The organism is Kitasatospora purpeofusca, assembly GCF_000718025.1.
Lineage (GTDB): Bacteria > Actinomycetota > Actinomycetes > Streptomycetales > Streptomycetaceae > Kitasatospora > Kitasatospora purpeofusca.
Window position 1 is genome coordinate 1 of the sequence record NZ_JODS01000008.1, and the last position, 24,406, is coordinate 24,406.

General features: G+C 73.7%; 23 protein-coding genes, 1 pseudogene and 1 riboswitch. Of the genes and pseudogenes, 15 read left to right on the forward strand and 9 right to left on the reverse strand.

What is annotated here, in order from left to right:
* Positions 1-231: pseudogene (locus IF01_RS0113780) on the reverse strand (N-acetylglucosamine-6-phosphate deacetylase); the annotation flags it as partial.
* Positions 228-1,172, reverse strand: coding sequence for an ROK family protein (locus tag IF01_RS0113785; protein ID WP_030393664.1), 945 nt, complete (start codon positions 1,170-1,172; stop codon positions 228-230). The pseudogene IF01_RS0113780 and the gene IF01_RS0113785, both read right to left, overlap by 4 nt.
* A 360-nt stretch (positions 1,173-1,532) precedes the next feature.
* Here IF01_RS0113785 and IF01_RS0113790 point away from each other — a divergent pair, with 360 nt between their 5' ends.
* On the forward strand, positions 1,533-2,816 hold the full coding sequence (locus IF01_RS0113790; protein ID WP_244215502.1) for an extracellular solute-binding protein: 1,284 nt from the start codon (positions 1,533-1,535) through the stop codon (positions 2,814-2,816).
* Between the two features lie 58 nt (positions 2,817-2,874).
* Here IF01_RS0113790 and IF01_RS0113795 read toward each other — a convergent pair whose 3' ends face one another.
* Positions 2,875-3,225 (reverse strand): cupin domain-containing protein, encoded by a 351-nt coding sequence (locus IF01_RS0113795; protein ID WP_030393666.1) that lies wholly within the window; start codon positions 3,223-3,225, stop codon positions 2,875-2,877.
* A 104-nt stretch (positions 3,226-3,329) separates the two neighbouring features.
* Here IF01_RS0113795 and IF01_RS0113800 point away from each other — a divergent pair, with 104 nt between their 5' ends.
* The gene (locus IF01_RS0113800; protein ID WP_094745535.1) at positions 3,330-3,638 is read left to right on the forward strand and encodes a DUF3263 domain-containing protein; all 309 of its coding nucleotides are present in this window, start codon (positions 3,330-3,332) and stop codon (positions 3,636-3,638) included.
* A 66-nt stretch (positions 3,639-3,704) separates the two neighbouring features.
* A complete protein-coding gene (gene otsB / locus IF01_RS0113805) occupies positions 3,705-4,556 on the forward strand; it encodes a trehalose-phosphatase (RefSeq protein ID WP_030393668.1) in 852 nt (283 codons plus the stop codon).
* On the opposite strand, the gene IF01_RS0113810 is transcribed toward otsB, so the two are convergent.
* Positions 4,531-6,009 carry an alpha,alpha-trehalose-phosphate synthase (UDP-forming) gene (locus IF01_RS0113810; protein WP_030393669.1) on the reverse strand — a complete coding sequence of 493 codons (1,479 nt, stop codon included), beginning with the start codon at positions 6,007-6,009 and terminating at the stop codon, positions 4,531-4,533. The genes otsB and IF01_RS0113810 overlap by 26 nt on opposite strands.
* A gap of 47 nt (positions 6,010-6,056) precedes the next feature.
* Positions 6,057-7,067 (reverse strand): glucosyl-3-phosphoglycerate synthase, encoded by a 1,011-nt coding sequence (locus IF01_RS0113815; protein WP_037779794.1) that lies wholly within the window; start codon positions 7,065-7,067, stop codon positions 6,057-6,059.
* 150 nt (positions 7,068-7,217) lie between these two features.
* Positions 7,218-7,349, forward strand: a riboswitch (SAM riboswitch).
* An 18-nt stretch (positions 7,350-7,367) separates the two neighbouring features.
* Between IF01_RS0113815 and thrC the strand changes: the two genes are divergently transcribed.
* The 7 genes from thrC to IF01_RS0113850 all read left to right on the forward strand — a co-directional run bounded on the left by thrC (position 7,368) and on the right by IF01_RS0113850 (position 15,985).
* Entirely contained in the window at positions 7,368-8,654 is a 1,287-nt protein-coding gene (thrC, locus tag IF01_RS0113820; RefSeq protein WP_030393671.1) for a threonine synthase, read from the forward strand.
* A 52-nt stretch (positions 8,655-8,706) separates the two neighbouring features.
* Positions 8,707-8,982, forward strand: a complete 276-nt coding sequence (locus IF01_RS0113825) for a ubiquitin-like small modifier protein 1 (RefSeq protein ID WP_030393672.1) — start codon at positions 8,707-8,709, stop codon at positions 8,980-8,982.
* 585 nt (positions 8,983-9,567) lie between these two features.
* Complete coding sequence (locus IF01_RS0113830) at positions 9,568-9,771, forward strand: cold-shock protein (RefSeq protein ID WP_030289665.1); 204 nt, start codon at positions 9,568-9,570, stop codon at positions 9,769-9,771.
* Between the two features lie 426 nt (positions 9,772-10,197).
* Positions 10,198-11,820, forward strand: a complete 1,623-nt coding sequence (gene groL, locus IF01_RS0113835) for a chaperonin GroEL (protein ID WP_030393673.1) — start codon at positions 10,198-10,200, stop codon at positions 11,818-11,820.
* Between the two features lie 156 nt (positions 11,821-11,976).
* Complete coding sequence (locus IF01_RS0113840; protein WP_030393674.1) at positions 11,977-12,333, forward strand: DUF8819 family protein; 357 nt, start codon at positions 11,977-11,979, stop codon at positions 12,331-12,333.
* A gap of 146 nt (positions 12,334-12,479) precedes the next feature.
* The gene (locus IF01_RS0113845; protein WP_030393675.1) at positions 12,480-13,226 is read left to right on the forward strand and encodes an ABC transporter ATP-binding protein; all 747 of its coding nucleotides are present in this window, start codon (positions 12,480-12,482) and stop codon (positions 13,224-13,226) included.
* The gene (locus tag IF01_RS0113850) at positions 13,223-15,985 is read left to right on the forward strand and encodes an FtsX-like permease family protein (protein ID WP_030393676.1); all 2,763 of its coding nucleotides are present in this window, start codon (positions 13,223-13,225) and stop codon (positions 15,983-15,985) included. The genes IF01_RS0113845 and IF01_RS0113850 overlap by 4 nt, the downstream gene beginning before the upstream one ends.
* Positions 15,986-16,068: 83 nt before the next feature.
* Here the strand turns inward: IF01_RS0113850 and IF01_RS0113855 are convergent, their stop codons facing one another.
* On the reverse strand, positions 16,069-16,803 hold the full coding sequence (locus tag IF01_RS0113855; protein ID WP_051755318.1) for an HD domain-containing protein: 735 nt from the start codon (positions 16,801-16,803) through the stop codon (positions 16,069-16,071).
* An 81-nt stretch (positions 16,804-16,884) separates the two neighbouring features.
* Here IF01_RS0113855 and IF01_RS0113860 point away from each other — a divergent pair, with 81 nt between their 5' ends.
* From IF01_RS0113860 to IF01_RS0113870, 3 genes are all read left to right on the forward strand, one after another.
* On the forward strand, positions 16,885-17,292 hold the full coding sequence (locus IF01_RS0113860; RefSeq protein WP_078879946.1) for a PadR family transcriptional regulator: 408 nt from the start codon (positions 16,885-16,887) through the stop codon (positions 17,290-17,292).
* Complete coding sequence (locus IF01_RS0113865; protein ID WP_030393679.1) at positions 17,289-18,254, forward strand: hypothetical protein; 966 nt, start codon at positions 17,289-17,291, stop codon at positions 18,252-18,254. The genes IF01_RS0113860 and IF01_RS0113865 overlap by 4 nt, the downstream gene beginning before the upstream one ends.
* A 201-nt stretch (positions 18,255-18,455) precedes the next feature.
* Positions 18,456-19,142, forward strand: coding sequence for a copper homeostasis protein CutC (locus tag IF01_RS0113870; RefSeq protein ID WP_030393680.1), 687 nt, complete (start codon positions 18,456-18,458; stop codon positions 19,140-19,142).
* Between the two features lie 85 nt (positions 19,143-19,227).
* On the opposite strand, the gene IF01_RS0113875 is transcribed toward IF01_RS0113870, so the two are convergent.
* Entirely contained in the window at positions 19,228-21,279 is a 2,052-nt protein-coding gene (locus IF01_RS0113875) for a HelD family protein (RefSeq protein WP_030393681.1), read from the reverse strand.
* Positions 21,280-21,628: 349 nt separating this feature from the next.
* On the opposite strand from IF01_RS0113875, the gene IF01_RS48235 reads away from it, so the two are divergent.
* Positions 21,629-21,787 carry a hypothetical protein gene (locus IF01_RS48235; RefSeq protein ID WP_157855225.1) on the forward strand — a complete coding sequence of 53 codons (159 nt, stop codon included), beginning with the start codon at positions 21,629-21,631 and terminating at the stop codon, positions 21,785-21,787.
* A 50-nt stretch (positions 21,788-21,837) separates the two neighbouring features.
* Here the strand turns inward: IF01_RS48235 and IF01_RS0113885 are convergent, their stop codons facing one another.
* Both IF01_RS0113885 and IF01_RS0113890 read right to left on the reverse strand, forming a co-directional pair.
* Positions 21,838-23,475, reverse strand: a complete 1,638-nt coding sequence (locus tag IF01_RS0113885; RefSeq protein ID WP_030393682.1) for a DNA repair helicase XPB — start codon at positions 23,473-23,475, stop codon at positions 21,838-21,840.
* A gap of 114 nt (positions 23,476-23,589) precedes the next feature.
* Positions 23,590-23,994, reverse strand: coding sequence for a hypothetical protein (locus IF01_RS0113890; RefSeq protein ID WP_030393683.1), 405 nt, complete (start codon positions 23,992-23,994; stop codon positions 23,590-23,592).
* A gap of 129 nt (positions 23,995-24,123) precedes the next feature.
* Here IF01_RS0113890 and IF01_RS0113895 point away from each other — a divergent pair, with 129 nt between their 5' ends.
* Positions 24,124-24,402, forward strand: a complete 279-nt coding sequence (locus IF01_RS0113895; protein ID WP_030393684.1) for a hypothetical protein — start codon at positions 24,124-24,126, stop codon at positions 24,400-24,402.
* Positions 24,403-24,406 lie beyond the last annotated feature (4 nt).

Here is a 24,406-nt window from a genome sequence, read left to right on the forward strand (position 1 = left end):
CAGGGCCTCCTCGGCGATGCCGGAGGCGTAGGAGGCGCCGCCGCCGCCGTGCACGTGCAGGTCGACGAAGCCGGGCACGACGGTGTACCCGGCCAGGTCGAGGTCGCCGGGGGTGGCGGTACCGCCGAGACCGGCGATCCGCTCGCCCTCGACGGCGAGGCGGTCGCCCTCGACCACGCCGCCGGGCAGGACCAGCCGGGCGCCGGACAGTGCGAGTCGGTCCGCGGTCACGCGGTCACCTCCATGGAGAGCAGATCCCAGGCGAGCAGGCCGGCGCCCAGCGACGCGGCGGTGTCTTTGAGCATGGCGGGTACGACCTCGGGGGGCATCTGGAACGTCAGCCGCTCCGTGACCGCCGCCCGCAGGGGGGTGAAGAGGGTGTCCCCGGCCTCGGCCAGCCCGCCGCCGACGATCACCCGGGACGGGTCGAGCAGGCTCTGGGCGAGCACGATGCCGTCGGCCAGGGCGTCCACCGCGCGCTGCCAGACCGCGACCGCGCGCGGGTCCCCGGCGTCCACCGCGACGGCGCAGGATGCCGCGTCGGCGTCGGGGTCGCCCACGGCCTCGGCCCAGGCGCGGGAGACGGCGGAGGCGGAGGCGAGGGTCTCCAGGCAGCCCCGGGCGCCGCAGCCGCAGGCGGGGCCGCCGGGGCGGACCACCACGTGGCCGATCTCGCCGCCGTAGCCGTGGGCGCCGGCCTCGATCCGGCCGTCGATGCCGATGGCGCCGGCGATGCCGGTGCCGAGGGCGACGAAGAGGAAGCGGTCGACACCCCGGCCGGCCCCGAGCCGGCCCTCGGCGAGACCGCCGGAGCGCACGTCGTGGCCGAGGGCGACCGGCATCGCGCCGTCCGGGCCGGCCAGGCGCCCGCCCAGCAGGGTGCGCAGGGGCAGGTCGCGCCAGCCGAGGTTGGCGGAGAAGACCGCGATGCCCCGCTGTTCGTCGATCGTCCCCGGGACGGCGACTCCGGCCGCCAGGGGCGCGACGCCGAAGCGGGCGCGGCCTTCGTCCGCCAGATCGGCGGCGAAGTCGAGGATGGCGGCGACCACGGCGTCCGTGCCGTGTTCCCGCCCGGTCGGGCGTCGTGCTTCGAACAGCACGGAGCCGTCCTGGGCGAGCAACGCGGCTTTCATGCCGGTGCCGCCAACATCGAGTGCGATGACGTGCTTCACGGGGGACAGTTTCCCTCGGTCCGGTCTAAGAGGTCTAGTCCAGTTGTCGCATTGGTCTGGTCCAAAGGGGTGAGCTTTGTCGCAGAAGTGTGCGGTGTGCGGCACTTTGCGCGGGCCGCCGGGTGAGTTGCCGGGAGGACGCGGGTGGGCAGGACCGGGCGTCCGGGAGGTCGGATTCGCGGATTTTGTTGCGCGGTGTGCAACAAATCCCGCACTTCGATAACTACCCGGCCTTCGGGGGCCGGAGGTCTGGACCACCGCATGCCCGGTTTGGCACCCTTGCGGCCTCCCCCCGGCCGGATCTCCCCCTGATCCGGTCCGTTCCCCCTCAGCAGGATCCCCCCGAAGGCGGTACCCGCGTTGGACAGGCGCGCCCAGGTCCCCACCCGGTTGTTCGGCGTTTCGATGGCCGGCGCCCTGGCCGGAGCCCTCGTGCTCACCGGCTGCGGCGGCCAGGACAACGGTCCGGTCACCCTCCGGCTGGTGGCGGCCGACTACGGCGAGAGTGCGGACACCAGCTCCAAGCTGTACTGGGACGACGTCGCCCGCCGCTTCGAGACCGCCAACCCGGGCATCAAGGTGGACGTCGAGGTGGCGAGCTGGACCGACATCGGCAAGCGGGTCGACGAGCTGGTCAGGACCGGCAAGTCCCCCGACCTGCTGCAGACCGGCGGCTTCGCCGACCAGGCCGCCGCGGACCGGCTGTACAACGCCTCGGACGTGCTCTCGCTGGAGACCCAGGCGAACATCATGGAGTCGTTCTCGCACGCCGGGCAGGTGCTCGGCACGCAGTACGGCATCCCGTTCGTCTCCTCCTCCCGGGTGCTCTTCTACAACAAGGCGATCTTCCAGAAGGCGGGCATCGCCCAGCCGCCGACCACCTGGAACGAGCTCAGGGCGGCCGCCGAGAAGATCAAGGCCAAGGTCCCGGGCGTCACCCCGTACGGGCTGCCGCTGGGACCCGAGGAGGCGCCGGCCGAGTCGATGCTCTGGACGCTGAGCGGCGGCGGCAGCCTCTCCGACGACGTCGGCAACTACACCATCGACAGCGACAAGAACCAGGCCACCTTCAACTGGCTGCGGACCAACCTGGTCGCCACGGGCCTGACCTACCCCGAGCCCGGGAAGATGAACCGCACCCCGGTGTACAGCGACTTCGCGGCCGGCAAGGTGGCGATGCTCAACGGCCACCCGACGCTGCTGCGGATGGCCACCAACGGCAAGATCGACTTCGGTACGGCCCCGATCCCCAAGAAGGACGGCCTGGCGAAGACCGGCAGCCTCGGGGTGGCCGACTGGATGATGGCGTTCAAGGCCAACGGGCACAAGAACGAGATCCGCCGCTTCCTCTCCTTCGTCTACAACAAGGAGAACCAGCTCAAGTTCGACGAGACCTACAACCTGCTGCCGGTCACCCAGGACGCGTTCGACGCCATGACCGCGGATCCGAAGCACGCGGACCTCAAGCAGTTCGCGGCCGGGCTCGGCAACGCGAGCTTCTACCCCTTCGGCGACCCGGCCTGGGCCGAGGTCTCCAACCGGATCAAGACCGGCATCGGGGCGGCGGCGACCGCCGAGCCCAAGCCGGTGCTGGAGGACCTCCAGCAGGCGGCGGTGAAGGAGGCGGCCCGGATCCGCAAGTGATCCGGGCCCGGCCGGCGGGGGTCGGCGGCGGGTGATCGCGGCCCGTGGGCGAGCGCGGTCAGTAGGTGATCGCGTAGACCTTGCGGAGCGTCTCCCGCACGGTCCAGGTGGTGCGGTCGCCCTCCTGGAACACCCCGGCGACACCCGGGCCGAGCTCCAGCACCGGGCCGCCGTCGACCACGACGGTGGCCCGGCCGCTCAGCACCACGAAGACCTCCGCCGCCTCGGTGTCGGTGACCACGCCCGGGGTGATCTGCCAGATGCCCGACTCGCCGGAGGCGGACTCGGAGAGCACCAGGCCGGACACCTCGGGAGTGCCGGAGACGATCTGGGCCGGGTCGAGCGGGTCGGGCTCGAGCTCGGCGCTCGGGACGTGCAGGGCGAAGGCGGCGGTCGGGATGCTGGTCATGGGGCCGACGCTAGTCGGCGGACCGGGGCGGCGCAGCGGGCAGGGTGTGTCGGGTCCGCGGGGGAGAATGACACTCCGTAGTGATGGGCGGAGGTGGGCCCCGGATGGGCGCGGACGAGGAAGCGGAGCTCCCGGAACCGGAGCGGACGGACGGTCCGGAGCAGCAGCAGGCCGAGCCGGCCGGACCGGCCGGGCTGGATGCCAGGGACCGGGCCGTGCTGGCGCTGGAGGCCCGGAGCTGGCGGACGGCCGGCGCCAAGGAGCGGGCCGTCCGGGAGGAGCTGGGGCTCTCCAGCACCCGGTACTACCAGCTGTTGAACGGGCTGCTGGACCGTCCGGAGGCGCTGGCGCATGCCCCGGTGCTGGTCAACCGGCTGCGCCGGGTCCGCGACGCCCGCCGGGCGGCCCGGTAGATGTCACCCGCGGCGCGGGCCCGGCCCGACCGATTGCCCCCGCCCGGGCTGGGTACGTTGCCGGGCATGGGCCTTTCCGACATTGCGCGACCGCTGACGGACGCCGGACGCACGGGGCTGGCGGCGCTGCTCGCCGCACCTCGTGACGCCGTGATCGCCCTCGACTTCGACGGGACGCTCGCCCCGATCGTCCCCGACCCGGACCGGGCCAGGGCGGACCCGGGCGTGGCACCCGCGCTGCGCGCGCTGGCGCCCCGGGTCGGCGCGGTCGCGGTGGTGACCGGCCGGCCGGCCGCCCTGGCGGTGGAGTACGGCGGGCTGGCCGGGATCGACGGGGTGGTGGTGCTCGGCCACTACGGCGCCGAGCGCTGGGAGGACGGCCGGCTGACCGCGCCGCCGCCGCACCCGGGCGTGGCCGCGGTGCGGGCGGAGCTGGCGGAGCGGCTGGCGGCGCTGGGCGCGCCCGAGGGCACCTGGGTGGAGGACAAGGGCCGCTCGGTGGCCGTGCACACCCGGCGGACGGCGGACCCGACGGCCGCGTTCGAGCTGCTGCGGGCGCCGATGGAGCGGCTGGCGGCCGAGCACGGGCTGGTGGTGGAGCCGGGCCGGCTGGTGCTGGAGCTGCGGCCGCCGGGCGTGGACAAGGGGGCGGCGCTGACCGGGCTGCTGCGCGAGCGCGGGGCCCGTTCGGTGCTCTACGCGGGCGACGACCTGGGGGACGTGCCGGCCTTCGCGGCGGTGGAGGGCCTGCGGCCGGAGGGCCTGGCCGGGCTGCTGGTGTGCAGCGGCGCGGTCGGGGACGCGCCGGTGCGCGAGCTCGCCGACCGGGCGGACCTGGTGGTCCCGGGCCCGGCCGGCGTGGTGGAACTGCTGGTCGCGCTGGGGGAGGAGCTCAGCCGCCCGGCCGCAGGGCGTTGAGCTGGTCCAGGAACCACTGCTGCGGCGGCAGCGCCGTCGCCGCGGCGGCCAGCCGCTTGGTGCGGTCGGCCCGCTCGTCGGCCGGCATGGTGAGCCCGGCGTGCAGCGCCTCGGCGGTGGCCACGATGTCGTAGGGGTTGACGCTCAGCGCGTCCTGGCCGAGCTCGGCGTGCGCGCCGGCCTCCCGGGAGAGCACGAGCGCGCACCCCTGGTCGGAGACCACCGGGACCTCCTTGGCGACGAGGTTCATGCCGTCCCGGATCGGGTTGACCAGGGCCACGTCGGCCAGCCGGTAGGCGGCCAGCGAGCGCGGGAAGTCGTCGTCGACGTGGAGGACCAGCGGCCGCCAGTCCGGGGTGCCGAACTCCTCCTCGATCTCGGCGGCGAGCGCCCGCACCTGGTCGGTGTAGGCCCGGTACTCGGCGAGGTCGGTGCGGGACGGGTAGGCGAAGGCGATGTGGACCACCCGGTCGTGCCACTCCGGGCGGGTGCGCAGCAGGTGCCGGTAGGCCAGGAAGCCGCGGACGATGTTCTTGCTCAGCTCGGTGCGGTCGACCCGGACGACGGTGCGGCGCTCGCCCACGGTCGCGCGCAGGGTGGCGAGCCGCTCGTCGACGTCCGGCCGGTGGGCCCGCTCGCGCAGGAAGTCGGCGTCGGCGCCGAGGCCGTGCACGCCGAGGGCGGTGGTGCGGCCCGCGTGCGTCACGGTGAGCGCCTCGCGGTCGACCTCCGCGCCGAGGTACCGCTCGCAGCAGTCGGCGAAGGCGAGTGCCCAGCGGCGGGTCAGGAAACCCGCCCGGTCGGCGCCGAGGATGCCGGTGAGGACGGCCTCGGCGATGTCGTCGGGCAGTAGCCGCAGGTACTCGGGCGGCGCCCAGGGGGTGTGCGAGAAGTGGCCGATCCGCAGATCGGGGCGGGCGGCGCGGAGCAGCTCCGGGACGAGCGAGAGGTGGTAGTCCTGCACCAGCACGGCGGCCCCGGGGGCGGCCTCGGCGGCTAGGGCCTCGGCGAAGGCCGTGTTGTACGCGAGGTAGGCCTCCCACTCGGTGCGGAAGCCGGCGTCGAAGACGGGAGCGGTCGGGGTGTTCCAGAGCAGGTGGTGGACGAACCAGAGGGTCGAGTTGGCGATGCCGTTGTAGGCGCGGGCGAAGGTCTCCGGGTCGATGCCGAGCATCCGGACGGCCTGGCCGCCGACGTCGTGGCCGGCCCGGTCGAGCCGGCCGTCCGGGGCCTCGCGGGCGGCCCTGCGGTCGGCGTCGGAGAGGGCGGCGCAGACCCAGACGGCGTCCGGGTCGTCGATCGCGGACAGCCCGGAGACCAGTCCGCCACCGCCTCTGCGGAGGGTCAGTGTGCCGTCGTCAGCGGTGCCGAAGGAGACCGGCCCCCGGTTGGACGCCACCAGTACCGCGGCGGCGCCGGTCGGATTCGAACGCTCGGTCGTGAGATCACCCATGGTTGGTTCGTTGCCGGGGGTCCGGGGCGGCAAACCCCCGGGACCGGTCATCGGCGTCGGGTGGCGTACTCGGGCACGGTGTGCATCGGCGGCCGCTCGGTCGCGGTGACCGGGTGGGTGTGGGCGGTGAAGGCGCGGGTCAGCGGGTCGCGGGTGAACTGGGTGAGCAGTGGGCGGACCAAGTCGGCGGAGGCCTTCAGCCGGTGGGTGCGGTCCAGTCTCTCCAGCGCGGTGCGGTAGATGGTGGCCGCCATCCGGCCGAGTGCCTGGGCGTCCTGGTGCCGGTGGTGGCGGATGCCGACGTCCACCTGTGCGAGCGCGTCCAGTCCGGCCGTCTCCAGGGCGTCGACGAGCAGGCCGAGCTCGACGCCGTAGCCGGTGGGGAAGGGCAGCCGTTCGAGCAGGGAGCGGCGGGCCGCGTACTCGCCGCCGAGCGGCTGGACGAAACCGGCGAGTTCCGGCCAGTGCAGGTTGAGCAGCGGACGGGCGACCAGTTCGGTGACCCGGCCGCCGCCGGCCGGCACCACCGCGCCGTCGGTCTCCAGCGGCCGGTCGTACATGGCCTTGACCAGCTGGATGTCCGGCTCGGTGAGCAGCGGGCCGAGGATGCCGGAGACCAGGGCGGGGTCGAACTCGCGCAGGTCGGCGTCCACGAAGCAGACGATCTCGCCGTGGGTGACCAGCAGCGAACGCCACAGCACCTCGCCCTTGCCGGGGGCGGCGGGCAGCCGGGGCAGGACGGCGTCCCGGTGGACGACGGTGGCCCCGGCCTCGGCGGCGACCTCGGCGGTGCCGTCGACGGAGCCGGAGTCGACCACCACCAGCTCGTCCACCAGCGGGAGTCGCTCCATCAGCTCCCGCCGGATGACCCGGACGATCTCGCCGACGGTGGCCTCCTCGTCCAGGGCGGGCAGGACGACGCTGACGGTGCCCGCCGGGCCGAGGGCGCGCTTGGCGGCCGGGAGGGTGTGAACCGGTCGGTCGGCCGCGGTCCACGAGCGCCGGCGCAGCCAGGACGCGGTCTCGGGGAGGAGCGCGGGGGTCGGTTCGGCGGGCACTGTGCTCTCCTCGACGGGATCGGTTGGGACGGGTCATCTCGCGTGGCGGACGGTCGGGTTCGGGACCGATGCCTTCGGATACAGTCTTCGTACAGCGATCGGACCTTCGCACGCCGGGGTCGCCGCTGAGCACAACCCACAACTTCACAGAGCTCATCCAGAGGGACTGAGGGAACGGCCCGTTGACGTCCCGGCAACCTTCTCGCACGGCTGGCTTCACGCCCCGGCGGGACAGGTGCCAATTCCGGCCCGGGCGCGACCGCGTCACGGGGAAGATGAGGAGAGAGGCCTCCGCCCATCATGGCTATCGACACCGCCGCACCCGTCACCGCCACCGTTGACCTCGGCCCCGCCACCGCGCTGTCCTGTCGCGAGTGCGGCACCCGGTTCCCGCTCGGTCCCAGCTTCGCCTGTCTCGAGTGCTTCGGTCCGCTGGAGATCGCCTACGACTTCGGCAGCGAGGGCGCCGAGGAGCTGCGCAAGCGGATCGAGGCCGGTCCGGCGTCGATCTGGCGCTACGCGCCGCTGCTGCCCGTCCCGGCCGACGTGGCGACCAAGCCGAACCTCAACCCGGGTTGGACCCCGCTGGTGAAGGCGGACAACCTGGGCCGCGAGCTCGGCTTCACCGGGCAGCTGCACATCAAGGACGACTCCGGGAACCCGACCCACTCCTTCAAGGACCGCGTGGTGGCCTGCGCCATCGAGGCGGCCCGGGTGTTCGGCTACACCACGCTGTCCTGCTCCTCGACCGGCAACCTGGCCGGCGCGGTCGGCGCGGCGGCGGCCCGGGCCGGCTTCCGGTCCTGCGTGTTCATCCCGCACGACCTGGAGCAGGGCAAGGTCGTGATGGCCGGCGTGTACGGCGGCGAGCTGGTCGGCATCGAGGGCAACTACGACGACGTGAACCGCTTCTGCTCGGAGCTGATCGGCGACCCGGCCGGCGAGGGCTGGGGCTTCGTCAACGTCAATCTGCGGCCGTACTACGGCGAGGGCTCCAAGACGCTCGCCTACGAGATCTGCGAGCAGCTCGGCTGGCGGCTGCCGGAGCAGATCGTGATCCCGGTCGCCTCGGGCTCCCAGCTCACCAAGATCGACAAGGGTCTGCAGGAGCTGATCAAGCTGGGCCTGGTCGAGGACCGGCCGTACCGGATCTTCGGTGCCCAGGCGGAGGGCTGCTCGCCGGTCTCGGCGGCCTACAAGGCCGGCCACGACGTGATCCGGCCGGTCAAGCCGGACACCATCGCCAAGTCGCTGGCGATCGGCAACCCGGCCGACGGCCCGTACGTGCTGGACATCGCCCGGCGCACCGGCGGCGCGGTGGAGGACGTCACGGACGTGGAGGTCGTGGCGGCGATCCGGCTGCTGGCCCGGACCGAGGGCATCTTCGCCGAGACCGCGGGCGGCGTGACCGTCGGCGTGCTCAAGAAGCTGGTCGAGACCGGGCAGCTGGACCCGTCGAAGGAGACCGTCGCCATCAACACCGGTGACGGGCTGAAGACCCTCGACGCCGTCTCCGAGGCCGGCATGACCGCCGTCATCCGGCCGACCCTGGACGCCTTCCGGGGCGCCGGCCTGGCCTCCGCCTGACCCTGCCGCCCCCCTGATCGATCCGCCCAGCGCCCGAAACGAGGAGACCCCCATGAGCGCCAACGTCCGCATCCCGACCATCCTGCGCACCTACACCGGCGGCGTCAGCGAGGTGCCCGCCGAGGGCGCCACGCTGGGCGAGGTGATCGCCGACCTGGAGCGCAACCACGCCGGGATCGCCGCGCGGATCCTCGACGACACCGGCAAGCTGCGTCGTTTCGTCAATGTCTATGTGAACGACGACGACGTGCGGTTCGCCGAGGGCCTGGAGACGGAGATCAAGGACGGCGCGAACATTTCGATCATCCCGGCGGTCGCCGGCGGGTGATCCGCGGGCGGCCCGTTCCCCGCGGGGCGGGCGCGTCGTCGAAGGCCGTCCGCGGCACGGAATTCCGTGCCGCGGACGGCCGTGCGCATTTTGGCGGGAATATCTTCGGTCCCGGGCGGAGTAAAGTGTCGCTGGACCGGGAACAGGGCGCGCCCGTCACCCTGGTCCGGGAACGAATCCACCGCACCGCCACCACCGCCGGCCCGCGTCCGGCGGGAGTCGCGACGGAGCCGGGACCTGGATACATGTCAGGCCGGTGTCAGAATTCTGGCGGGGATTTCGGGTAATACGTCCGCTATGTCCGGCGGAGAATGCAGCAATTTCTCCCGATTGCTCCCGTACTGTCCTGCGCGGCCGCGGGTGAATTCCCCGCCATTGACCCTGTTGCAGAGGGCGTCGATCCGGATACATTCAGCCGCGGTCGACGCAATCGCCCGTTCGCCGGATGCCGTTCGGCGTCATCGGGAGGATTGTGGCGTGCGCGGCTGTGCCCAGGGGGGGTTCCCCGGGCCGGCCTCCAACCAGACCCGGGCCCGCAGACCTGCGGGCGCGTGAAGGGCCAGCACAGCACTAGGGGAGTTCGGAATGGCTCAGGGCACCGTCAAGTGGTTCAACGCGGAGAAGGGTTACGGCTTCATCGCGGTCGACGGTGGTGCGGACGTCTTCGTCCACTACAGCGCGATCCAGATGGACGGCTACCGCACCCTTGAGGAGGGCCAGCGGGTCGAGTTCGAGATCTCTCAGGGGCAGAAGGGTCCGCAGGCGGACATGGTCCGCGCGGCGGTCTGACCTTTCCGACACCCGGGAGTTCTGCTCGGCCCATCGGCTGGTGCACCTCTTGATTCTCATGGCGGGCCCGTGCGACCTCGGTCGTACGGGCCCGCCGTCATGTCCGCCGCCCCGACCGGGGGCCGGGGGCCGGTCGCGGGACCGTGCGGCCGGAGGCGGATCCGGGCCGGTCGGAGGCGGTCGGGGGCGGCCCCGGACGGGGGCGCGGGGCGGGCGGCGCGGCTCGCGGATTGCCCGATTGGGCTTGCACTCACCTACCCGGAGTGCTAATCATTGGCGTTAGCACTCACAGCTTGAGAGTGACAGCGGACCGGGTCGGTGAGGCCCCAGGGAGCGGTAGGGGAATGGACCCCCGCACACCAGGGCCGTCCGTCGCGGGCACCCCTTGGTCCGAGCAGTCGACCGTGTCCCGGAGGACCACTTCTGATGGCCAAGATCATCGCCTTTGATGAGGAAGCTCGCCGCGGCCTTGAGCGTGGCATGAACCAGCTTGCCGACGCAGTGAAGGTCACGCTCGGCCCCAAGGGCCGCAACGTCGTTCTGGAGAAGAAGTGGGGCGCCCCCACGATCACCAACGACGGTGTCTCCATCGCCAAGGAGATCGAGCTCGAGGACCCGTACGAGAAGATCGGCGCGGAGCTCGTCAAGGAGGTCGCCAAGAAGACCGACGACGTCGCGGGTGACGGCACCACCACCGCCACCGTGCTGGCCCAGGCGCTCGTCCGCGAGGGTCTGCGCAACGTCGCCGCCGGAGCCAACCCGATGGCCCTGAAGCGCGGCATCGAGAAGGCCGTCGCCGCCGTCTCCGACCAGCTCCTGGCCCAGGCCAAGGACGTGGAGACCAAGGAGCAGATCGCCTCCACCGCCTCCATCTCGGCCGCCGACACCCAGATCGGCGAGCTCATCGCCGAGGCCATGGACAAGGTCGGCAAGGAAGGCGTCATCACCGTCGAGGAGAGCAACACCTTCGGTCTCGAGCTCGAGCTCACCGAGGGCATGCGCTTCGACAAGGGCTACATCTCGGCCTACTTCGCCACCGACCTGGAGCGTATGGAGACCTCGTTCGAGGACCCCTACATCCTGATCGCCAACTCCAAGATCGGCTCGGTCAAGGACCTGCTGCCGCTGCTGGAGAAGGTCATGCAGAGCGGCAAGCCGCTCGTCATCATCGCCGAGGACGTCGAGGGCGAGGCCCTGTCGACCCTGGTCGTGAACAAGATCCGCGGCACCTTCAAGTCCGTCGCCGTCAAGGCCCCGGGCTTCGGCGACCGCCGCAAGGCCATGCTCCAGGACATCGCCATCCTCACCGGCGGCACCGTGATCTCCGAGGAGGTCGGCCTGAAGCTGGAGAACGCTGGCGTCGACCTGCTGGGCAGCGCCCGCAAGGTGGTCATCACCAAGGACGAGACCACCATCGTCGACGGTGGCGGCGACAGCGAGCAGGTCGCGGGCCGCGTGAACCAGATCCGCGCCGAGATCGAGAACAGCGACTCGGACTACGACCGCGAGAAGCTCCAGGAGCGCCTCGCCAAGCTGGCCGGCGGCGTGGCCGTCATCAAGGCCGGCGCGGCCACCGAGGTGGAGCTCAAGGAGCGCAAGCACCGCATCGAGGACGCCGTCCGCAACGCGAAGGCCGCCGTCGAGGAGGGCATCGTCGCCGGTGGTGGCGTCGCGCTGCTGCAGGCCTCGGTCGCCTTCGACAAGCTGGAGCTGGAGGGCGACGAGGCCACCGGTGCCAACATCGTCAAGGTCGCGCTGGAGGCCCCGATCAAGCAGATCGCGACCAACGCCGGCCTCGAGGGCGGCGTCGTGGTGGAGAAGGTTCGCAACCTCCCCGCCGGTCACGGCCTGAACGCCGCCACCAACGAGTACGTCGACCTGGTCGCCGCGGGCATCATCGACCCGGCCAAGGTCACCCGCTCCGCGCTGCAGAACGCCGCCTCCATCGCGGCGCTGTTCCTCACCACCGAGGCCGTCATCGCCGACAAGCCGGAGAAGGCCTCCGCGGCCGCCGGCGGCGGCATGCCGGGCGGTGACATGGACTTCTGATCCTGATCGTCTCGATCGGATCGGCAGGTCTTTCGTCCGCGAGGGCGGCTCCCCGACGGGGAGCCGCCCTCGCGGCGTTCCCCGGGGGCCGGCCCCCGGGGTCGGGGGGTTGTGGCGGGTTCCCGGGTTTCCGGGCGTTCTTGGGAGACTGGACGGATGGCTACGACAGACGACATCGAGACGGCGCTGCACACCGCGCGGGCGCTGATCCTGGCCGACCTGACCGCGCGGGACGCCGCCGACCCCGCCGTGGTGTCCCTGGTGGAGCAGGCCGTGACGCACCGGCGCTGGTGGCTGGAGCAGTGGCCGGACGGCACCGAGTACGTGCTGGGCCTGGTCGCCCAGGACGTCCAGGACGCGCTGCTGGAGAGCCACGGCCGCTGGCCGCTGTGCGCGGACTGCGCGGCCGACGGCGACCCGCACGCGCTGGGCGTGGAGCCGGAGCTGGGGCCGGAGCCGCACTGGGTGTGCGGCAAGCGCGGCGCCGTGGTGGCCGCCGTGGGCGAGCTGTAACCGGCCCTCCTGCCCTCTGCCGCCGCCGCACCTCCGGGTGCGGCGGCGGTTTTTTGCGCCGATGGGAACCGTCGGACTACATATGCAGTCCAACGACATATATAGTCCGTCCGAGTCCTTCTTTTCGGCACTGAGTGGGGAGAACCATGTCCCAGCCCGATCCGACCCGTCCGGTCCTCGAACTGCGCGCCGTCACCCGGACGCACGGGCACGGCGAGGCCGAGGTGCATGCCCTGCGCGGCGTCGACCTGGCCGTGCACGCCGGCGAGTTCGTCGCCGTCATGGGGCCCTCCGGCTCCGGCAAGTCCACCCTGCTGACCCTGGCCGGCGGCCTCGACCGGCCCAGCGGCGGACAGGTCCTGGTCGAGGGCGTCGAGCTGAGCGGTCTGAACCGGACCCGGCTGGCCGCCGTCCGCCGCCGCTCGGTCGGCTACGTCTTCCAGGACTACAACCTGGTCCCGGCGCTGAGCGCGGCCGAGAACGTCGCCCTGCCCCGCGAACTCGACGGGGTGTCCGGCCGGACCGCCCGCCGGGAGGCCCTGACCGCCCTGCGCGAGATGGGCATCCCCGAGCTGGCCGACCGCTTCCCCGAGCAGCTCTCCGGCGGCCAGCAGCAGCGCGTCGCGATCGCCCGCGCCCTGGTCGGCGACCGCCGCCTCGTCCTCGCCGACGAGCCCACCGGCGCGCTCGACTCCGCCACCGGCGAGGCCGTGCTGGCCGTGCTGCGGGCCCGCTGCGACGCCGGCGCCGCGGCCATGATGGTCACCCACGACGCCCGGCACGCCGTCTGGGCCGACCGCGTGGTCGTCCTCAACGACGGCGCCGTGGTCGACGGGGGCGTCGGCCAGGCCGCGCACCCGCTGCTCGCCGGCGGGAACGGGGGACGGCGATGAAGCTCTCCGCCCTGCGCGTCGCGCTGCGCATCGCCCGCCGCGACGCCCTCAAGGCCAAGGGCCGCAGCGCCCTGGTGATCGCGATGGTCGCGCTGCCGGTGCTCGGTGTCACCGGCGCCGACATCGTCCACCAGAGCGGTTCGCTCACCCCCGCCGAGCGGGTCGAGCGGCTGGTGGGCGGGGCGGACGCCCTGGTCTCCGCCTACCGCCCGGGCCGCTCCGTCGAGCAGGCGCCCTTCGCCGAGGACGGCGTCCGGGTGCTGCCGGAGGCCCGGACCGACCCCGCTTCCGCCCCCGCGGCCGCCGGGGCGGCGAACTCGGCCGCGCTGCTGGGCGGGCTGCTGCCGGCCGCCTCGGTGCTGCTGCCGGCCACGTCCGGGCCCGCGGTCAGCGCCTCGACCCGGGAGGGCCTGTTCACCACCTCCACCGCCGAGGCCGATCTGACCGACCCGGTCTGGTCGGGACGCCTCGACCTGGTCGAGGGCCGGGCGCCCGCCGCGCGCAACGAGGCGGCCGTCACCCGGGCCTTCCTCGACGAGGCCGGACTGCGGCTCGGCGACTCCACCACGGTCAAGGGGCTGGAGCAGACCCCGTTCCTGCTGACCGGCGTGGTCGAGCACCCCGGTGAGCTCAAGAAGGTGGAACTGGTCGCCCGGCCCGGCCAGGTGATCTCCCCGCTGGCCGCGGCGGCCGCCGCCGCGCCGGACGCCCCGGGCGGACCGGTCGCCGCGGGCCGCGACGAGGCCGTCCGCACCGAGAGCTGGCTGGTCCGGCTGCCCGCCGGCACCGGACTCGACTGGACCGCCGTCCAGAAGCTCAACCGGTACGGCTTCACCGTGACCTCCCGGGCGGTCGCCCTCGACCCGCCGCCGACCTCCGCCGTGCCCTACGACGTCGACAAGTGGGTCTCCCCCGAGAGCGACAACCGGACCGTCATCCTGGTCACCGTGATCGGCATGGCGCTGCTGGAGGTCACCCTGCTGGCCGGCCCGGCCTTCGCGGTCGGCGCCCGGCGCTCCCGGCGGCAGCTGGCCCTCGTCGGCGCCGCCGGCGGCCACCGGGGCCACATCCGGGCCATCGTGCTCGGTGGTGGACTGGTGCTCGGACTGGCCGGAGCCGCCCTGGGGGTGGCGCTCGGCACCGGCCTGGTCGCCGCGCTGCGGCCCTGGCTGGAAGGGGCGGGCGGCAGCCGCTTCGGACACTTCGCGATCGCGCCGCTCGACCTGCTGGCGATCGCCGCCGTGGGAGTGCTGACCGCGCTCGCCGCCGCCGTGCTGCCCGCGGTGCAGGCGGCCCGCCGGGACGTGGTGGCCGGCCTCACCGGCCGTGACACCGTCGCCACGCCCAGCCGGCTGCTGCCGGTCGTCGGCCTGCTGCTGGTCGGCGCCGGTGCGGCGGTGGCGCTGTACGGCGCCGGGACCTACCAGAGCGGCACCATGCCGGTGCTCGGCGGGCTCAACAAGCGGGCGCTCTCGGTGCTCGCCGGTGCGGCCACCGCCGAGGTCGGCATCCTGTTCTTCACCCCGATGCTGATCGCCCTCTTCGGCCGGCTCGCCGGCCGGCTGCCGCTCGGACCCCGGCTGGCCCTGCGCGACTCGGCCCGCCACCGCGGCCGGACCGCGCCGGCCGTGGCCGCCGTGATGGCCGCCGTCGCCGGAGCCGTCGCCGTCGGCGTCTACAGCACCGGGAGCGAGGCCCAGGAGCGGGCCTCCTACCGGCCGGCGGCCCCGCTGGGCGCCGTCGTGCTGGACGCCCCCGCGGCGCCGGGCAGCCCGGAGACGGTCCGGCTGCGCCGCGCCGTCGAGCAGGCCCTGCCGGACCTGGGCACCCGCGCCGACGTCCAGGACGTGACCTACGTGTTCTGCGACAACTGCTCCAGCGCGGTGCAGGCCAAGGGGTCCGGTGCGCGTTCGGAGTCCGCCGGTGTCCGGAGCCGGGTGCTGTCCGGCGACACGACGGTTCTGCACAACCTGTTCGGCGTGCGGGACCGGGCGGCTGAGGACGCCCTGGCCGCGGGCCGGGCGGTGGTCTTCGACCGCGCCTACCTGAACGACGGCCGGACGACGCTGACGATGCAGGGCGCCGCCGGCGGACCGGTCCAGCCCGGGCAGGTGCCGGGGGCGGAGCGGATCGAGGTCCCGGTCGAGGCGGTCCTGGTGGAGAACCCCGACGCGGCCCGGTACGGCGCGGTCCTGATGGGCCCGGAGGCGGTGCGCAAGGCCGGACTCACGGCCCGGCCGAACGGATCGGTGTGGCGCCCCGAGGTCGCGCCCGACCGCAAGGTGCAGCAGCGCGCCGAGGCTGCCGTGGCCCAGCTCGCCCCGCACGCCCAGCTGACGGTGGAGCGCGGCTACCAGCCGAAGGGGGACATGAACACCCTCGCGCTCGGCGGGTTCGCCGTGGTGGTGGTGCTCGGCGCCGCGGCCGTCGCCACCGGACTGGCCGCCGCCGACTCGCGCAACGACCGGGCCACGCTGGCCGCGGTGGGTGCGCCGCCGCGGATGAACCGGATCCAGGCCGGGCTGCAGTGCACGCTGATCGCGGGCATCGGCGCGGTGCTGGGCACGGTGAGCGGGTTCGTGCCCGCGCTGGGGCTGCTGCGGTCGCACGCGACCGGGGAGCTCGGCGCGCCGGCGGTGCCGTTCGCCGCGCCCTGGGGGCTGCTGGTGCTGATCACGGTGGTGCTGCCGGTGGTGGCGGGGCTGGGGGCGGCCGCCTTCAGCCGGGGTCGGCTGCCGCTGGCGCGGCGCGCGGGCTGACGGGCTGACGGGCTGACGGCGCGTGTCCGGGCCCGCACCGGTGGTCGGACACCGGTGCGGGCCCGGACGCGTTCGGGGACTTGTCAGTCGGTCGCGGTGGGTTCGGAGGGCCCGGCGGGTCCGGCGAGCCGGGCGAGCTCGGCCGCGAGGTTGGCCCGGGCGGGGGCGTCGAAGCGCCGGTGCGCGGTGGTCGTGCGGTAGAGCGCGGGCAGCGCGAGCAACTGGCGCAGCACCGCCGCCCGTCCGGCGCGGAAGTCCGGCTCGGGCACGAAGGCGTACTCCTCGCGGACGGCCGCCGCGTACGCCGCGTAGGCCGCCGGCCCGCCGCCGAGCACCGCGAGGTCGGCGTCGCACAGCACCTCGCCGTCGCGGTCGCCGGGCTCGGGGCGGTGGGTGACGGTGAGCCGGACCAGCCGGGCGACCTCCTCGACCCGGGCCGCCGGGAGCCCGCTGCCGCCGAGCGCCCGGACGGCCAGGGCGGCGCTGCGCTCCTCGTTCTCGGAGCGGTCCGGCCGGTAGACGGCGTCGTGGAACCAGGCGGCCAGCCGGACCGCGTCCGGGTCGTCGGCGTGCTCGGCGAGCGTGTCGACGTGGCCCAGCACCGCGCGCAGGTGGTCGACCGTGTGGTACCGGCGCTGCGGCTCGGACCAGCGGCGCAGCAGCTCCCGCCCGGCCGGTTCGGGGTCGGTGGCCGCGCCGCAGCGGTGCAGCAGGGCGGTCCAGGCGGTGAGCAGGTCCTCGGTGGCGGGGTCCTGGGCGGCGGGGGCCTCGGTGGCGGGGGAGGGGGCCTCGGTGGCGGGGGCGTCGGCTTCCGGCATGGCGCCATTCTGCTGGGCCGGGCCGGACCGCCCAAGGATTCCGCTGGACATGATATGTCGACGAAAGGTATATGTAGCTCCATGACTGAACGGGCGATGCAAGAGCCGACGCTGCTCCTGCTGACCGCGCTGGCCGACGCCCCGCGGCACGGCTACGCGCTGATCCAGGAGATCGCCGCGATCTCGGACGGCCGGGTGAAGATGCGCACCGGCACCCTGTACGGCGCGCTGGACCGGCTGCTGCAGCAGGGGCTGATCGAGGTCGCGGCCGAGGAGATCGTCGACGGCCGGGCCCGGCGCACCTACGCCCTCACCGACGGCGGGCGCGGTGCGCTGACCACCGAGGCGGAGCGGCTGAGCGCCGTCGCCGAGGAGGCCCAGCGGCGGCTGGCCGCCGTCCGCGAGCCGTCCGCCCGCCCGGCTGCCGTCCGCCCCGCGGCCGGGGGCGGCAAGCTAGCGTTCTTCAAGGTCAGGGGGGCATTCTCATGACGATCCAGTTCTTCCCGGGATCCACCGACCCGGTGGCGTTCCGGGCCGCGCTCCGGCTCTACCCGGCCCGCTACCGGCGCGAGCGCGGCGACGAGCTGTCCGCCGTCTTCGCCGACTCCACGGCCGAGGGCGGCAAGCTCGCCACCGCGCGCGAGGTGTTCGACCTCGGCGCGTACGGGCTGCGGATGCGCGCCGGCCTGACCGCCTCGTCCACCGCCGGGCGGCTGTTCGCGCTGGCGGCGCCGCTGGTCGCCGGGGCGATCGCGGGGCTGGGGCTGACCCGGGTCCTGCACGACGCGACCAGCCAGGCACCGGTGTGGATGTGGGAGCTGCCGGACCGCGCGGTGCGGGTCCCCTTCTACGCCTCGTACTACGGCGCGCTGCTGGTGCCGCTGCTGCTGGTCGGCGCGGTGCTGGCCGGCCGGTGGCGGCTCGCCCGGACGGCGGCCGGCGCGCTGGCGGCCGTCGGTGCGCTGGGGGTGGCGCTGGCGCTCCTGGTCCAGCCCGACTTCTGGCTGGTGTTCAACAAGTCCTGCGAGGCGACCCCGCAACTGTTCGCCGGACTGCTGTTCGCGCTCGCGCCCCAGGAACTGCTGCGGCGGCGCCAGACCTGGAGCGACCGGGCGATGGTGCTGGCCGCGGCGGCGGGCGGCGGGCTGGTCCTGGTGGCGCAGGACTTCTACAGCTCCTGGGTGCTGATGGACGGAAGGGCGGGCGCGGCGCTGGTGCTCCTCCCGCTGCTGACGCTGCTCTTCGTGGCGCGCGACCGGCTGGTCCCGGCCGCGATGGGGCTGGCGGTGCTGCCGCTGACCCTGACGTTCAGCCTGTTCCAGATCTGGCAGTCGATCGGCGGGGTCTGGCGGCTGATGCCGGTGGTGGGCCTGGCGCTGGTGGCGACGATGCTGGCCGGTGGGCTGCTGCACCGCGATACCGGGGCGGGAGGTCACCGGAGCCTCGCCTGAGCGGGGACGGCCGGGGCCTTGCCGCTCCGAACGGCCGGACGACCGGGTTGTGGACCCGGAGCGTCCGGCCGTTCCGCGTTTTCCGGGGTGCGCCGTTCTCCGGGGGCGCGCCGTTCCGTGCTTTCCGGGGCATGCGCGTTGTCCGGCCAAGTGGCCGCACGGGGCTCGCCGGGGCCGGGGCGATGTGGCACTCTGTCTAATATGTCTAGACCAATTTTCGAAGTCATCGCGCTGACGCCCCAGGATGCCCAGGCCGCCGAGTCGGGCGGCGCCGACCGGCTCGAACTGGTCACCGACATGGCCGCCGACGGCCTCACCCCCGGGGTGGAGGACTTCGCCAAGATCCGGGCCGCCGTCGACCTCCCGCTGCGGGTGATGCTCCGGATCCGGGACGGCTTCGCCCCCGGCGACCTGGACGAGCTGCGCGACCGCGCCGCCGCGCTCCGGGCCGAGGGTGCCGACGAGTTCGTCCTCGGCTTCCTCGACGCCGACGGCGCCGTCGACCTGGCCGCGACCGAGGCCGTCGCCGAGGCGATCGCCGGCTGCCGCTGGACCTTCCACCGGGCGATCGACCACAGCGCCGACCGGGCCGCCGTCCGGGCCGCCGTCGGCGCGCTGCCCGGCCTGGACACCTTCCTCACCTCCGGCGCGGCCGGCGGCGTGGACGCGGGCCTCGACGTCCTGCTGGCCGAGCTGGCCCGGGCCGGCGAGCCCGGCCACACCCAGCGGATCCTCATCGGCGGCGGCCTGCGGGCCGAGCACCTGCCGGGGCTGCGCGGGGCCGGTTTCGACGCCTTCCACGTCGGCGGCGCGGTGCGGGTCGACGGCTGGCAGTCGCCGGTGGACGTCGCCAAGGTCGCCGAGTGGCGGGCGCTGATCGACGGCTGAGCAGTCGGCTCCACGACGGCCGGGCGACGGCGAGCAGTGCCCGTCGCCCGGCCGTCGCTCGTCGCCCGGCCGTCGCCCGTCGGGGTCAGCTCAACTGCGCCGGCAGCGGCTCGGCGTGCAGCACCTCCAGGCCGGAGACCGCACGGGTCAGCGCCACGTACAGCCGCCGCAGCCCGGTCCGCTCGTCCGGCTCGCCCGCGACCACCGCGGCCGGCTCGTCCAGCACCACGTAGTCGTACTCCAGCCCCTTCGCCAGCGAGGCCGGGACCAGGGTCAGCCGGGCCTCCGCGCTGGTCTCGGCGCCCGGGGCGAGGTGCGCCAGCCCGGCCGCCGTCAGCGCCTCGGCCAGCAGCGGCACCCGCGCGTCGGCGGCGATCAGACCGGTCGAGCCCTCCCGGCCGAGCGCCCGCAGACAGGCCTCGACCACGGCCTCGGTGCGCTCCTCCGGCTCGACCCGGCGGACCGTCAGCGAGCCCGGGGCCTCACGGACCGAACCGGCCGGCGCCAGCCCGGGGGCGATCGACGGCAGCAGCCGGGAGGCGTACGCGATGACCTCCTCCGGCACCCGGAAGCCCTTGGTCAGCTCCTCGATGTGCGCGGCCGGCTTGCCCAGGTGGTGCAGCGCCTCCGGCCAACTCGCCGTCGCCCATGGGGTGGTGCCCTGGGCGATGTCGCCGAGCACGGTCGCCGAGCCGGTGCTGCAGCGGCGGCCGACCGCCCGGTACTGCATCGGCGAGAGGTCCTGCGCCTCGTCCAGCACCACGTGCCCGAGCGAGGCGGTGCGCCGCACCAGGTCCATCGCCTCGTCGACCAGCACGGCGTCGGCGGGGGTCCAGCGGGCGGTCCGCACCGAGCGGCCCGGCCTGGGCCACAGCACGGCGGCCTGCTCCTCGGCGGTCAGCACCCCCTCCGCGCACCCGGCCAGGAACTCCGGGTCGGACAGCAGCCGCAGCACCAGCTTGGCCGGGTCGACCGCGGGCCAGCACTGCTTGACCGTCGCCTTCACGGCGGCGTTGCGGGCCACCGCGTCCTGCACCCGGTCGTCCGGGGCCTCGCCGGACTGCTCCATCTTCAGCAGCACGGCGTGCGCGATCCGCTGCGGCAGTGCCTCCGCGGCCGCGCCGTAACGGGTCTCCCGGCCCTTCAACTCCTCGATGATCTCCGTCAGTTCGTGGACCGGGACGCGCCAGCGGCGGGAGCCGCGGACCACCACGCAGGGCTCGGTGGGCAGCGCGATGCCGGAGCGCACCGCCCGCCGCAGCACCTCCGCCATCCGGGCGTCGCCCTTCAGCCGGGCCGCCTCGGCGGAGTCCTCGCCGCGCACCTCGACATGCCCGACCAACTGCTGCACGGTCGCCTGGGCGACGTCCAGCTCGCCGAGCGCGGGCAGCACCTGCTCGATGTAGGAGAGGAAGGCGTTGTTGGGACCGATCACCAGGGTGCCGGTGCGGGCCAGCCGCTCCCGGTGCGCGTACAGCAGGTACGCCACCCGGTGCAGGCCGACGGCGGTCTTCCCGGTGCCGGGCGCGCCCTGCACGCAGAGGGTGCCGGAGATGTCGGCGCGGACGATCTCGTCCTGCTCCGGCTGGATGGTGGCCACGATGTCGCGCATCGGGCCGACGCGGGGCTTCTCGATCTCGGCGGCCAGCAGGGCGGAGGCGGTGTCGCCCTCGGCCGGATCGGTGAGGTGCTCGTCCTCGTACGCGGTCAGCTCGCCGCCGGTGTAGCCGAAGCGGCGGCGGCGCTCGACGTCCATCGGTTCGGTGCGGCTGGCCCGGTAGAACGGCTGGGAGACCGGCGCGCGCCAGTCGATCACCATCGGGTCGCCGTGGGCGTCGTGCACGTGCCGGCGCCCGATGTAGAAGCTGTCCCCGCCGGAGCCCTCGCTCAACTCCTCGCCGATCGCGTGCAGGTAGTCGAGCCGGCCGAAGAACAGCGGGGTGTGGGAGAGGTCGGCCAGGGCGGCGATCCGGGCCTCGATCTGCTTGTGCAGCACGATGGCGGTGACCCAGGTGCCGGTCACGTCGCTGATGTCGAGGGACTCGACGTCCTCGCGCATCGAGCGCAGGGCGGACCTGGACGCGGCCAGGTGGTCCCGCTCGCGCTGCAGGGGGTCGGTGGTGGGGGTGGCGGGCACAGCGAACCTTCCCGGCTGCCCCGGGGACCGGGCGCAGCGGATCGTAGGAGCTCACGGTGGATACAGCCGACCGGTTGCCGTGCGGTCGGCACCTCCCCCGGCTGCCCGCGCGACTTCAGCGGGTACCACGGTTCGGGAGGGGGCAGACGGACGATCCTAGACCCTCTCTTCCGGGTCACGCCAGCGACCGCCCGGCGTGACCCGGGGGAGAGGGCCCGGCCGCGTCGGCCTCCGGGTTCCACCCCCGACGGACTCGGGGCCTCCGTACTCCGGGAGGACGACCTACGTCCCGCCGGATACGGCCTTCGGGGTGATGGCGGCGGCCGTTCGGGTGCCTACCGTGGAATACATGAGCACACAGCACCGCACCCGCACCGCCCCGTCCGGCTCCACCGCCACCACCGGCCGCCGCCGCAACCCCCTCACCACCACCGTCCGCAACGTCGGCATCGCCCTGGACACCGCCGCGCGCGTGATCCTCCTCGGGCGCGACGGCGTCCGCTACTGAGCGCTCCGCCCCGCTGAGCCCTCCGCTCCGCCGGGCCCCCGGCCCAGCCGCTACAGCACGTCGTCCGCGTCGATGATGCGGTAGGCGTAGCCCTGTTCGGCGAGGAAGCGCTGGCGGTGGGCCGCGAAGTCCTGGTCGACGGTGTCCCGGGCGACCACGGAGTAGAAGTGGGCGGAGTGGCCGTCCGCCTTGGGGCGCAGGACCCGGCCGAGGCGCTGGGCCTCCTCCTGCCGGGATCCGAAGGTCCCGGAGACCTGGATGGCGACGGTCGCCTCCGGCAGGTCGATCGAGAAGTTGGCCACCTTGGAGACGACGAGGACGCCGATCTCCTTGTTGCGGAAGGCCTCGAAGAGCTTCTCGCGCTGCGCGTTGCTGGTCTCGCCCTTGATCACCGGGGCGTCCAGGACCTCGCCGAGCTCGTCGAGCTGGTCGATGTACTGGCCGATGATCAGCGTCTGGTCCTTCTCGTGCTTCTTGACCAGCGCCTCCACCACCCGGCGCTTGGTCGCCGTGGTGGCGCAGAACCGGTAGCGCTCCTCCGGCTCGGCGGTGGCGTAGGCGAGCCGCTCGGAGTCGGTCAGGGTGACCCGGACCTCGCAGCAGTCGGCGGGCGCGATGTAGCCCTGCGCCTCGATCTCCTTCCACGGCGCGTCGAAGCGCTTCGGGCCGATGAGGCTGAACACGTCGCCCTCGCGGCCGTCCTCGCGCACCAGGGTGGCGGTCAGGCCGAGCCGGCGGCGGGCCTGGAGGTCGGCGGTGAACTTGAACACCGGGGCCGGCAGCAGGTGGACCTCGTCGTAGACGACCAGGCCCCAGTTGCGGGCGTCGAACAGCTCCAGGTGGGCGTAGACGCCCTTCCGCTTGGTGGTCATCACCTGGTAGGTCGCGATGGTGACCGGGCGGATCTCCTTCCTGGTGCCGCTGTACTCGCCGATCTCGTCCTCGGTCAGCGAGGTCCGCTTCACCAGCTCGTGCTTCCACTGGCGGGCCGAGACGGTGTTGGTGACCAGGATCAGCGTGGTCGACTTGGCGTGCGCCATGGCCGCCGCGCCGACCAGGGTCTTGCCGGCGCCGCAGGGCAGCACGACCACGCCCGAGCCGCCGTGCCAGAACCCCTCGACCGCCTGCGCCTGGTAGGGGCGCAGGCTCCAGCCGTCCTCGGCCAGCTCGATCGGGTGCGCCTCGCCGTCCACGTAGCCGGCGAAGTCCTCGGCGGGCCAGCCGAGCTTGAGCAGCACCTGCTTGATCTGGCCGCGCTCCGAGGGGTGCACGACCACGGTGTCCGGGTCGACGCGTTCGCCGACCAGCGGCACGATCTTCTTGGAACGCAGCACCTCCTCCAGCACCGGGCGGTCGGTGGTGCTCAGCACCAGGCCGTGGGTGGGGTGCTTGGTCAGCCGCAGCCGCCCGTACCTGGCCATCGTGTCGGCCACGTCGACCAGCAGCGCGTGCGGCACCGGGTAGCGGGAGTACGTCACCAGGGCGTCGACGACCTGCTCGGCGTCATGGCCCGCGGCCCGCGCGTTCCACAGCCCGAGCGGCGTCACCCGGTACGTGTGCACGTGCTCCGGCGCCCGCTCCAGCTCGGCGAACGGCGCGATGGCCCGCCGGCATTCGGCGGCCTTGGGGTGGTCGATCTCCAGGAGAAGAGTTTTGTCGCTCTGGACGATGAGCGGTCCGTCGTTCACGCGGGGAAGCCCTCCACTGGCTGACAGGTCTGTCGGGTCCGCGGGTCCTGCGGCACGCCGACCCTCCAGTGTCGCGCATCCGGCCGGGTGGACGGCACCGCCCCGGGCGAGCGGCTACTTCCACTCGTAGTAGACGCCGGTGGACTTGCCGTCCGGGGCGACCTCGTACTCGAAGAGGCCGACGACGTGGTTGAGGCGGTCGAGCTGCGCCGAGGGGGTGGAGAAGAAGAGGGCGCCGCGCCAGCTGGTGCCGCCGCCCTCGGTGAAGCGGCCGAGCGCGGTGCCGTGCCAGACGACGCTCTGGCCGTCGGCCGTCATGTCGACGCCCTGGCCCTCGCCGCGCAGACCGCCGTCGGCGCGCACCTCGGACTCGTAGGTGCCGAAGCCGTTGACCTCGGTGCCGTAGTAGCTGCCCTTGGACTCGAACGAGACCTCGACCACGACGTGGCCGTCCCCGGCGTCGAGGACGCGGCGGCCGGTGTCCCGGTTCTCGGTCCGGCCGATGAGATCGCCGAGCATGATGACTCCTTTCGTCACCCCCGTGATTCCGGACTACGCCGGTGGAGGCGGGGCGTCAACCGCCGGCACGGGCCGTGCGTCCGGGGACGCGGGGGGTGACCGTGGCGGGAGTGGCTCGTTGATCCCTGCATGAACAAGTCGAAGCGTGTCCTCACCGCTCTCGCCCTCGCCGGTACGGCCTTCGCCGCCACCGCCTCCTCGGCCGGTTCCGCGCACGCGGTCGCGGGCGTCGGCGAGGGGCCCGGCGGGCTGCTCGCGGCGCCCGGGTTCCTGCTCGCGGACCTGGCCGGGGCGAACTCCGTGATGCCGGTCGGGCAGGGCGACCTCGCGGCCATGGCGGACAAGGCGATGAAGCAGAAGCAGGCCGAGGAGGCCCAGCAGCAGCAGGCTCAGCAGCAGGGCCACTGAGCCC

What these genes read in the sequence shown, in the direction of transcription:
- IF01_RS0113795 (WP_030393666.1), bottom strand. Translation starts at nt 3,225, where the DNA reads ATGACCAGCATCCCGACCGCCGCCTTCGCCCTGCACGTCCCGAGCGCC.
- IF01_RS0113800 (WP_094745535.1), top strand. Translation starts at nt 3,330, where the DNA reads ATGGGCGCGGACGAGGAAGCGGAGCTCCCGGAACCGGAGCGGACGGAC.
- otsB (WP_030393668.1), top strand. Translation starts at nt 3,705, where the DNA reads ATGGGCCTTTCCGACATTGCGCGACCGCTGACGGACGCCGGACGCACG.
- IF01_RS0113810 (WP_030393669.1), bottom strand. Translation starts at nt 6,009, where the DNA reads ATGGGTGATCTCACGACCGAGCGTTCGAATCCGACCGGCGCCGCCGCG.
- thrC (WP_030393671.1), top strand. Translation starts at nt 7,368, where the DNA reads ATGGCTATCGACACCGCCGCACCCGTCACCGCCACCGTTGACCTCGGC.
- IF01_RS0113825 (WP_030393672.1), top strand. Translation starts at nt 8,707, where the DNA reads ATGAGCGCCAACGTCCGCATCCCGACCATCCTGCGCACCTACACCGGC.
- IF01_RS0113830 (WP_030289665.1), top strand. Translation starts at nt 9,568, where the DNA reads ATGGCTCAGGGCACCGTCAAGTGGTTCAACGCGGAGAAGGGTTACGGC.
- groL (WP_030393673.1), top strand. Translation starts at nt 10,198, where the DNA reads ATGGCCAAGATCATCGCCTTTGATGAGGAAGCTCGCCGCGGCCTTGAG.
- IF01_RS0113840 (WP_030393674.1), top strand. Translation starts at nt 11,977, where the DNA reads ATGGCTACGACAGACGACATCGAGACGGCGCTGCACACCGCGCGGGCG.
- IF01_RS0113845 (WP_030393675.1), top strand. Translation starts at nt 12,480, where the DNA reads ATGTCCCAGCCCGATCCGACCCGTCCGGTCCTCGAACTGCGCGCCGTC.
- IF01_RS0113850 (WP_030393676.1), top strand. Translation starts at nt 13,223, where the DNA reads ATGAAGCTCTCCGCCCTGCGCGTCGCGCTGCGCATCGCCCGCCGCGAC.
- IF01_RS0113855 (WP_051755318.1), bottom strand. Translation starts at nt 16,803, where the DNA reads ATGCCGGAAGCCGACGCCCCCGCCACCGAGGCCCCCTCCCCCGCCACC.
- IF01_RS0113860 (WP_078879946.1), top strand. Translation starts at nt 16,885, where the DNA reads ATGACTGAACGGGCGATGCAAGAGCCGACGCTGCTCCTGCTGACCGCG.
- IF01_RS0113865 (WP_030393679.1), top strand. Translation starts at nt 17,289, where the DNA reads ATGACGATCCAGTTCTTCCCGGGATCCACCGACCCGGTGGCGTTCCGG.
- IF01_RS0113870 (WP_030393680.1), top strand. Translation starts at nt 18,456, where the DNA reads ATGTCTAGACCAATTTTCGAAGTCATCGCGCTGACGCCCCAGGATGCC.
- IF01_RS48235 (WP_157855225.1), top strand. Translation starts at nt 21,629, where the DNA reads ATGAGCACACAGCACCGCACCCGCACCGCCCCGTCCGGCTCCACCGCC.
- IF01_RS0113890 (WP_030393683.1), bottom strand. Translation starts at nt 23,994, where the DNA reads ATGCTCGGCGATCTCATCGGCCGGACCGAGAACCGGGACACCGGCCGC.
- IF01_RS0113895 (WP_030393684.1), top strand. Translation starts at nt 24,124, where the DNA reads ATGAACAAGTCGAAGCGTGTCCTCACCGCTCTCGCCCTCGCCGGTACG.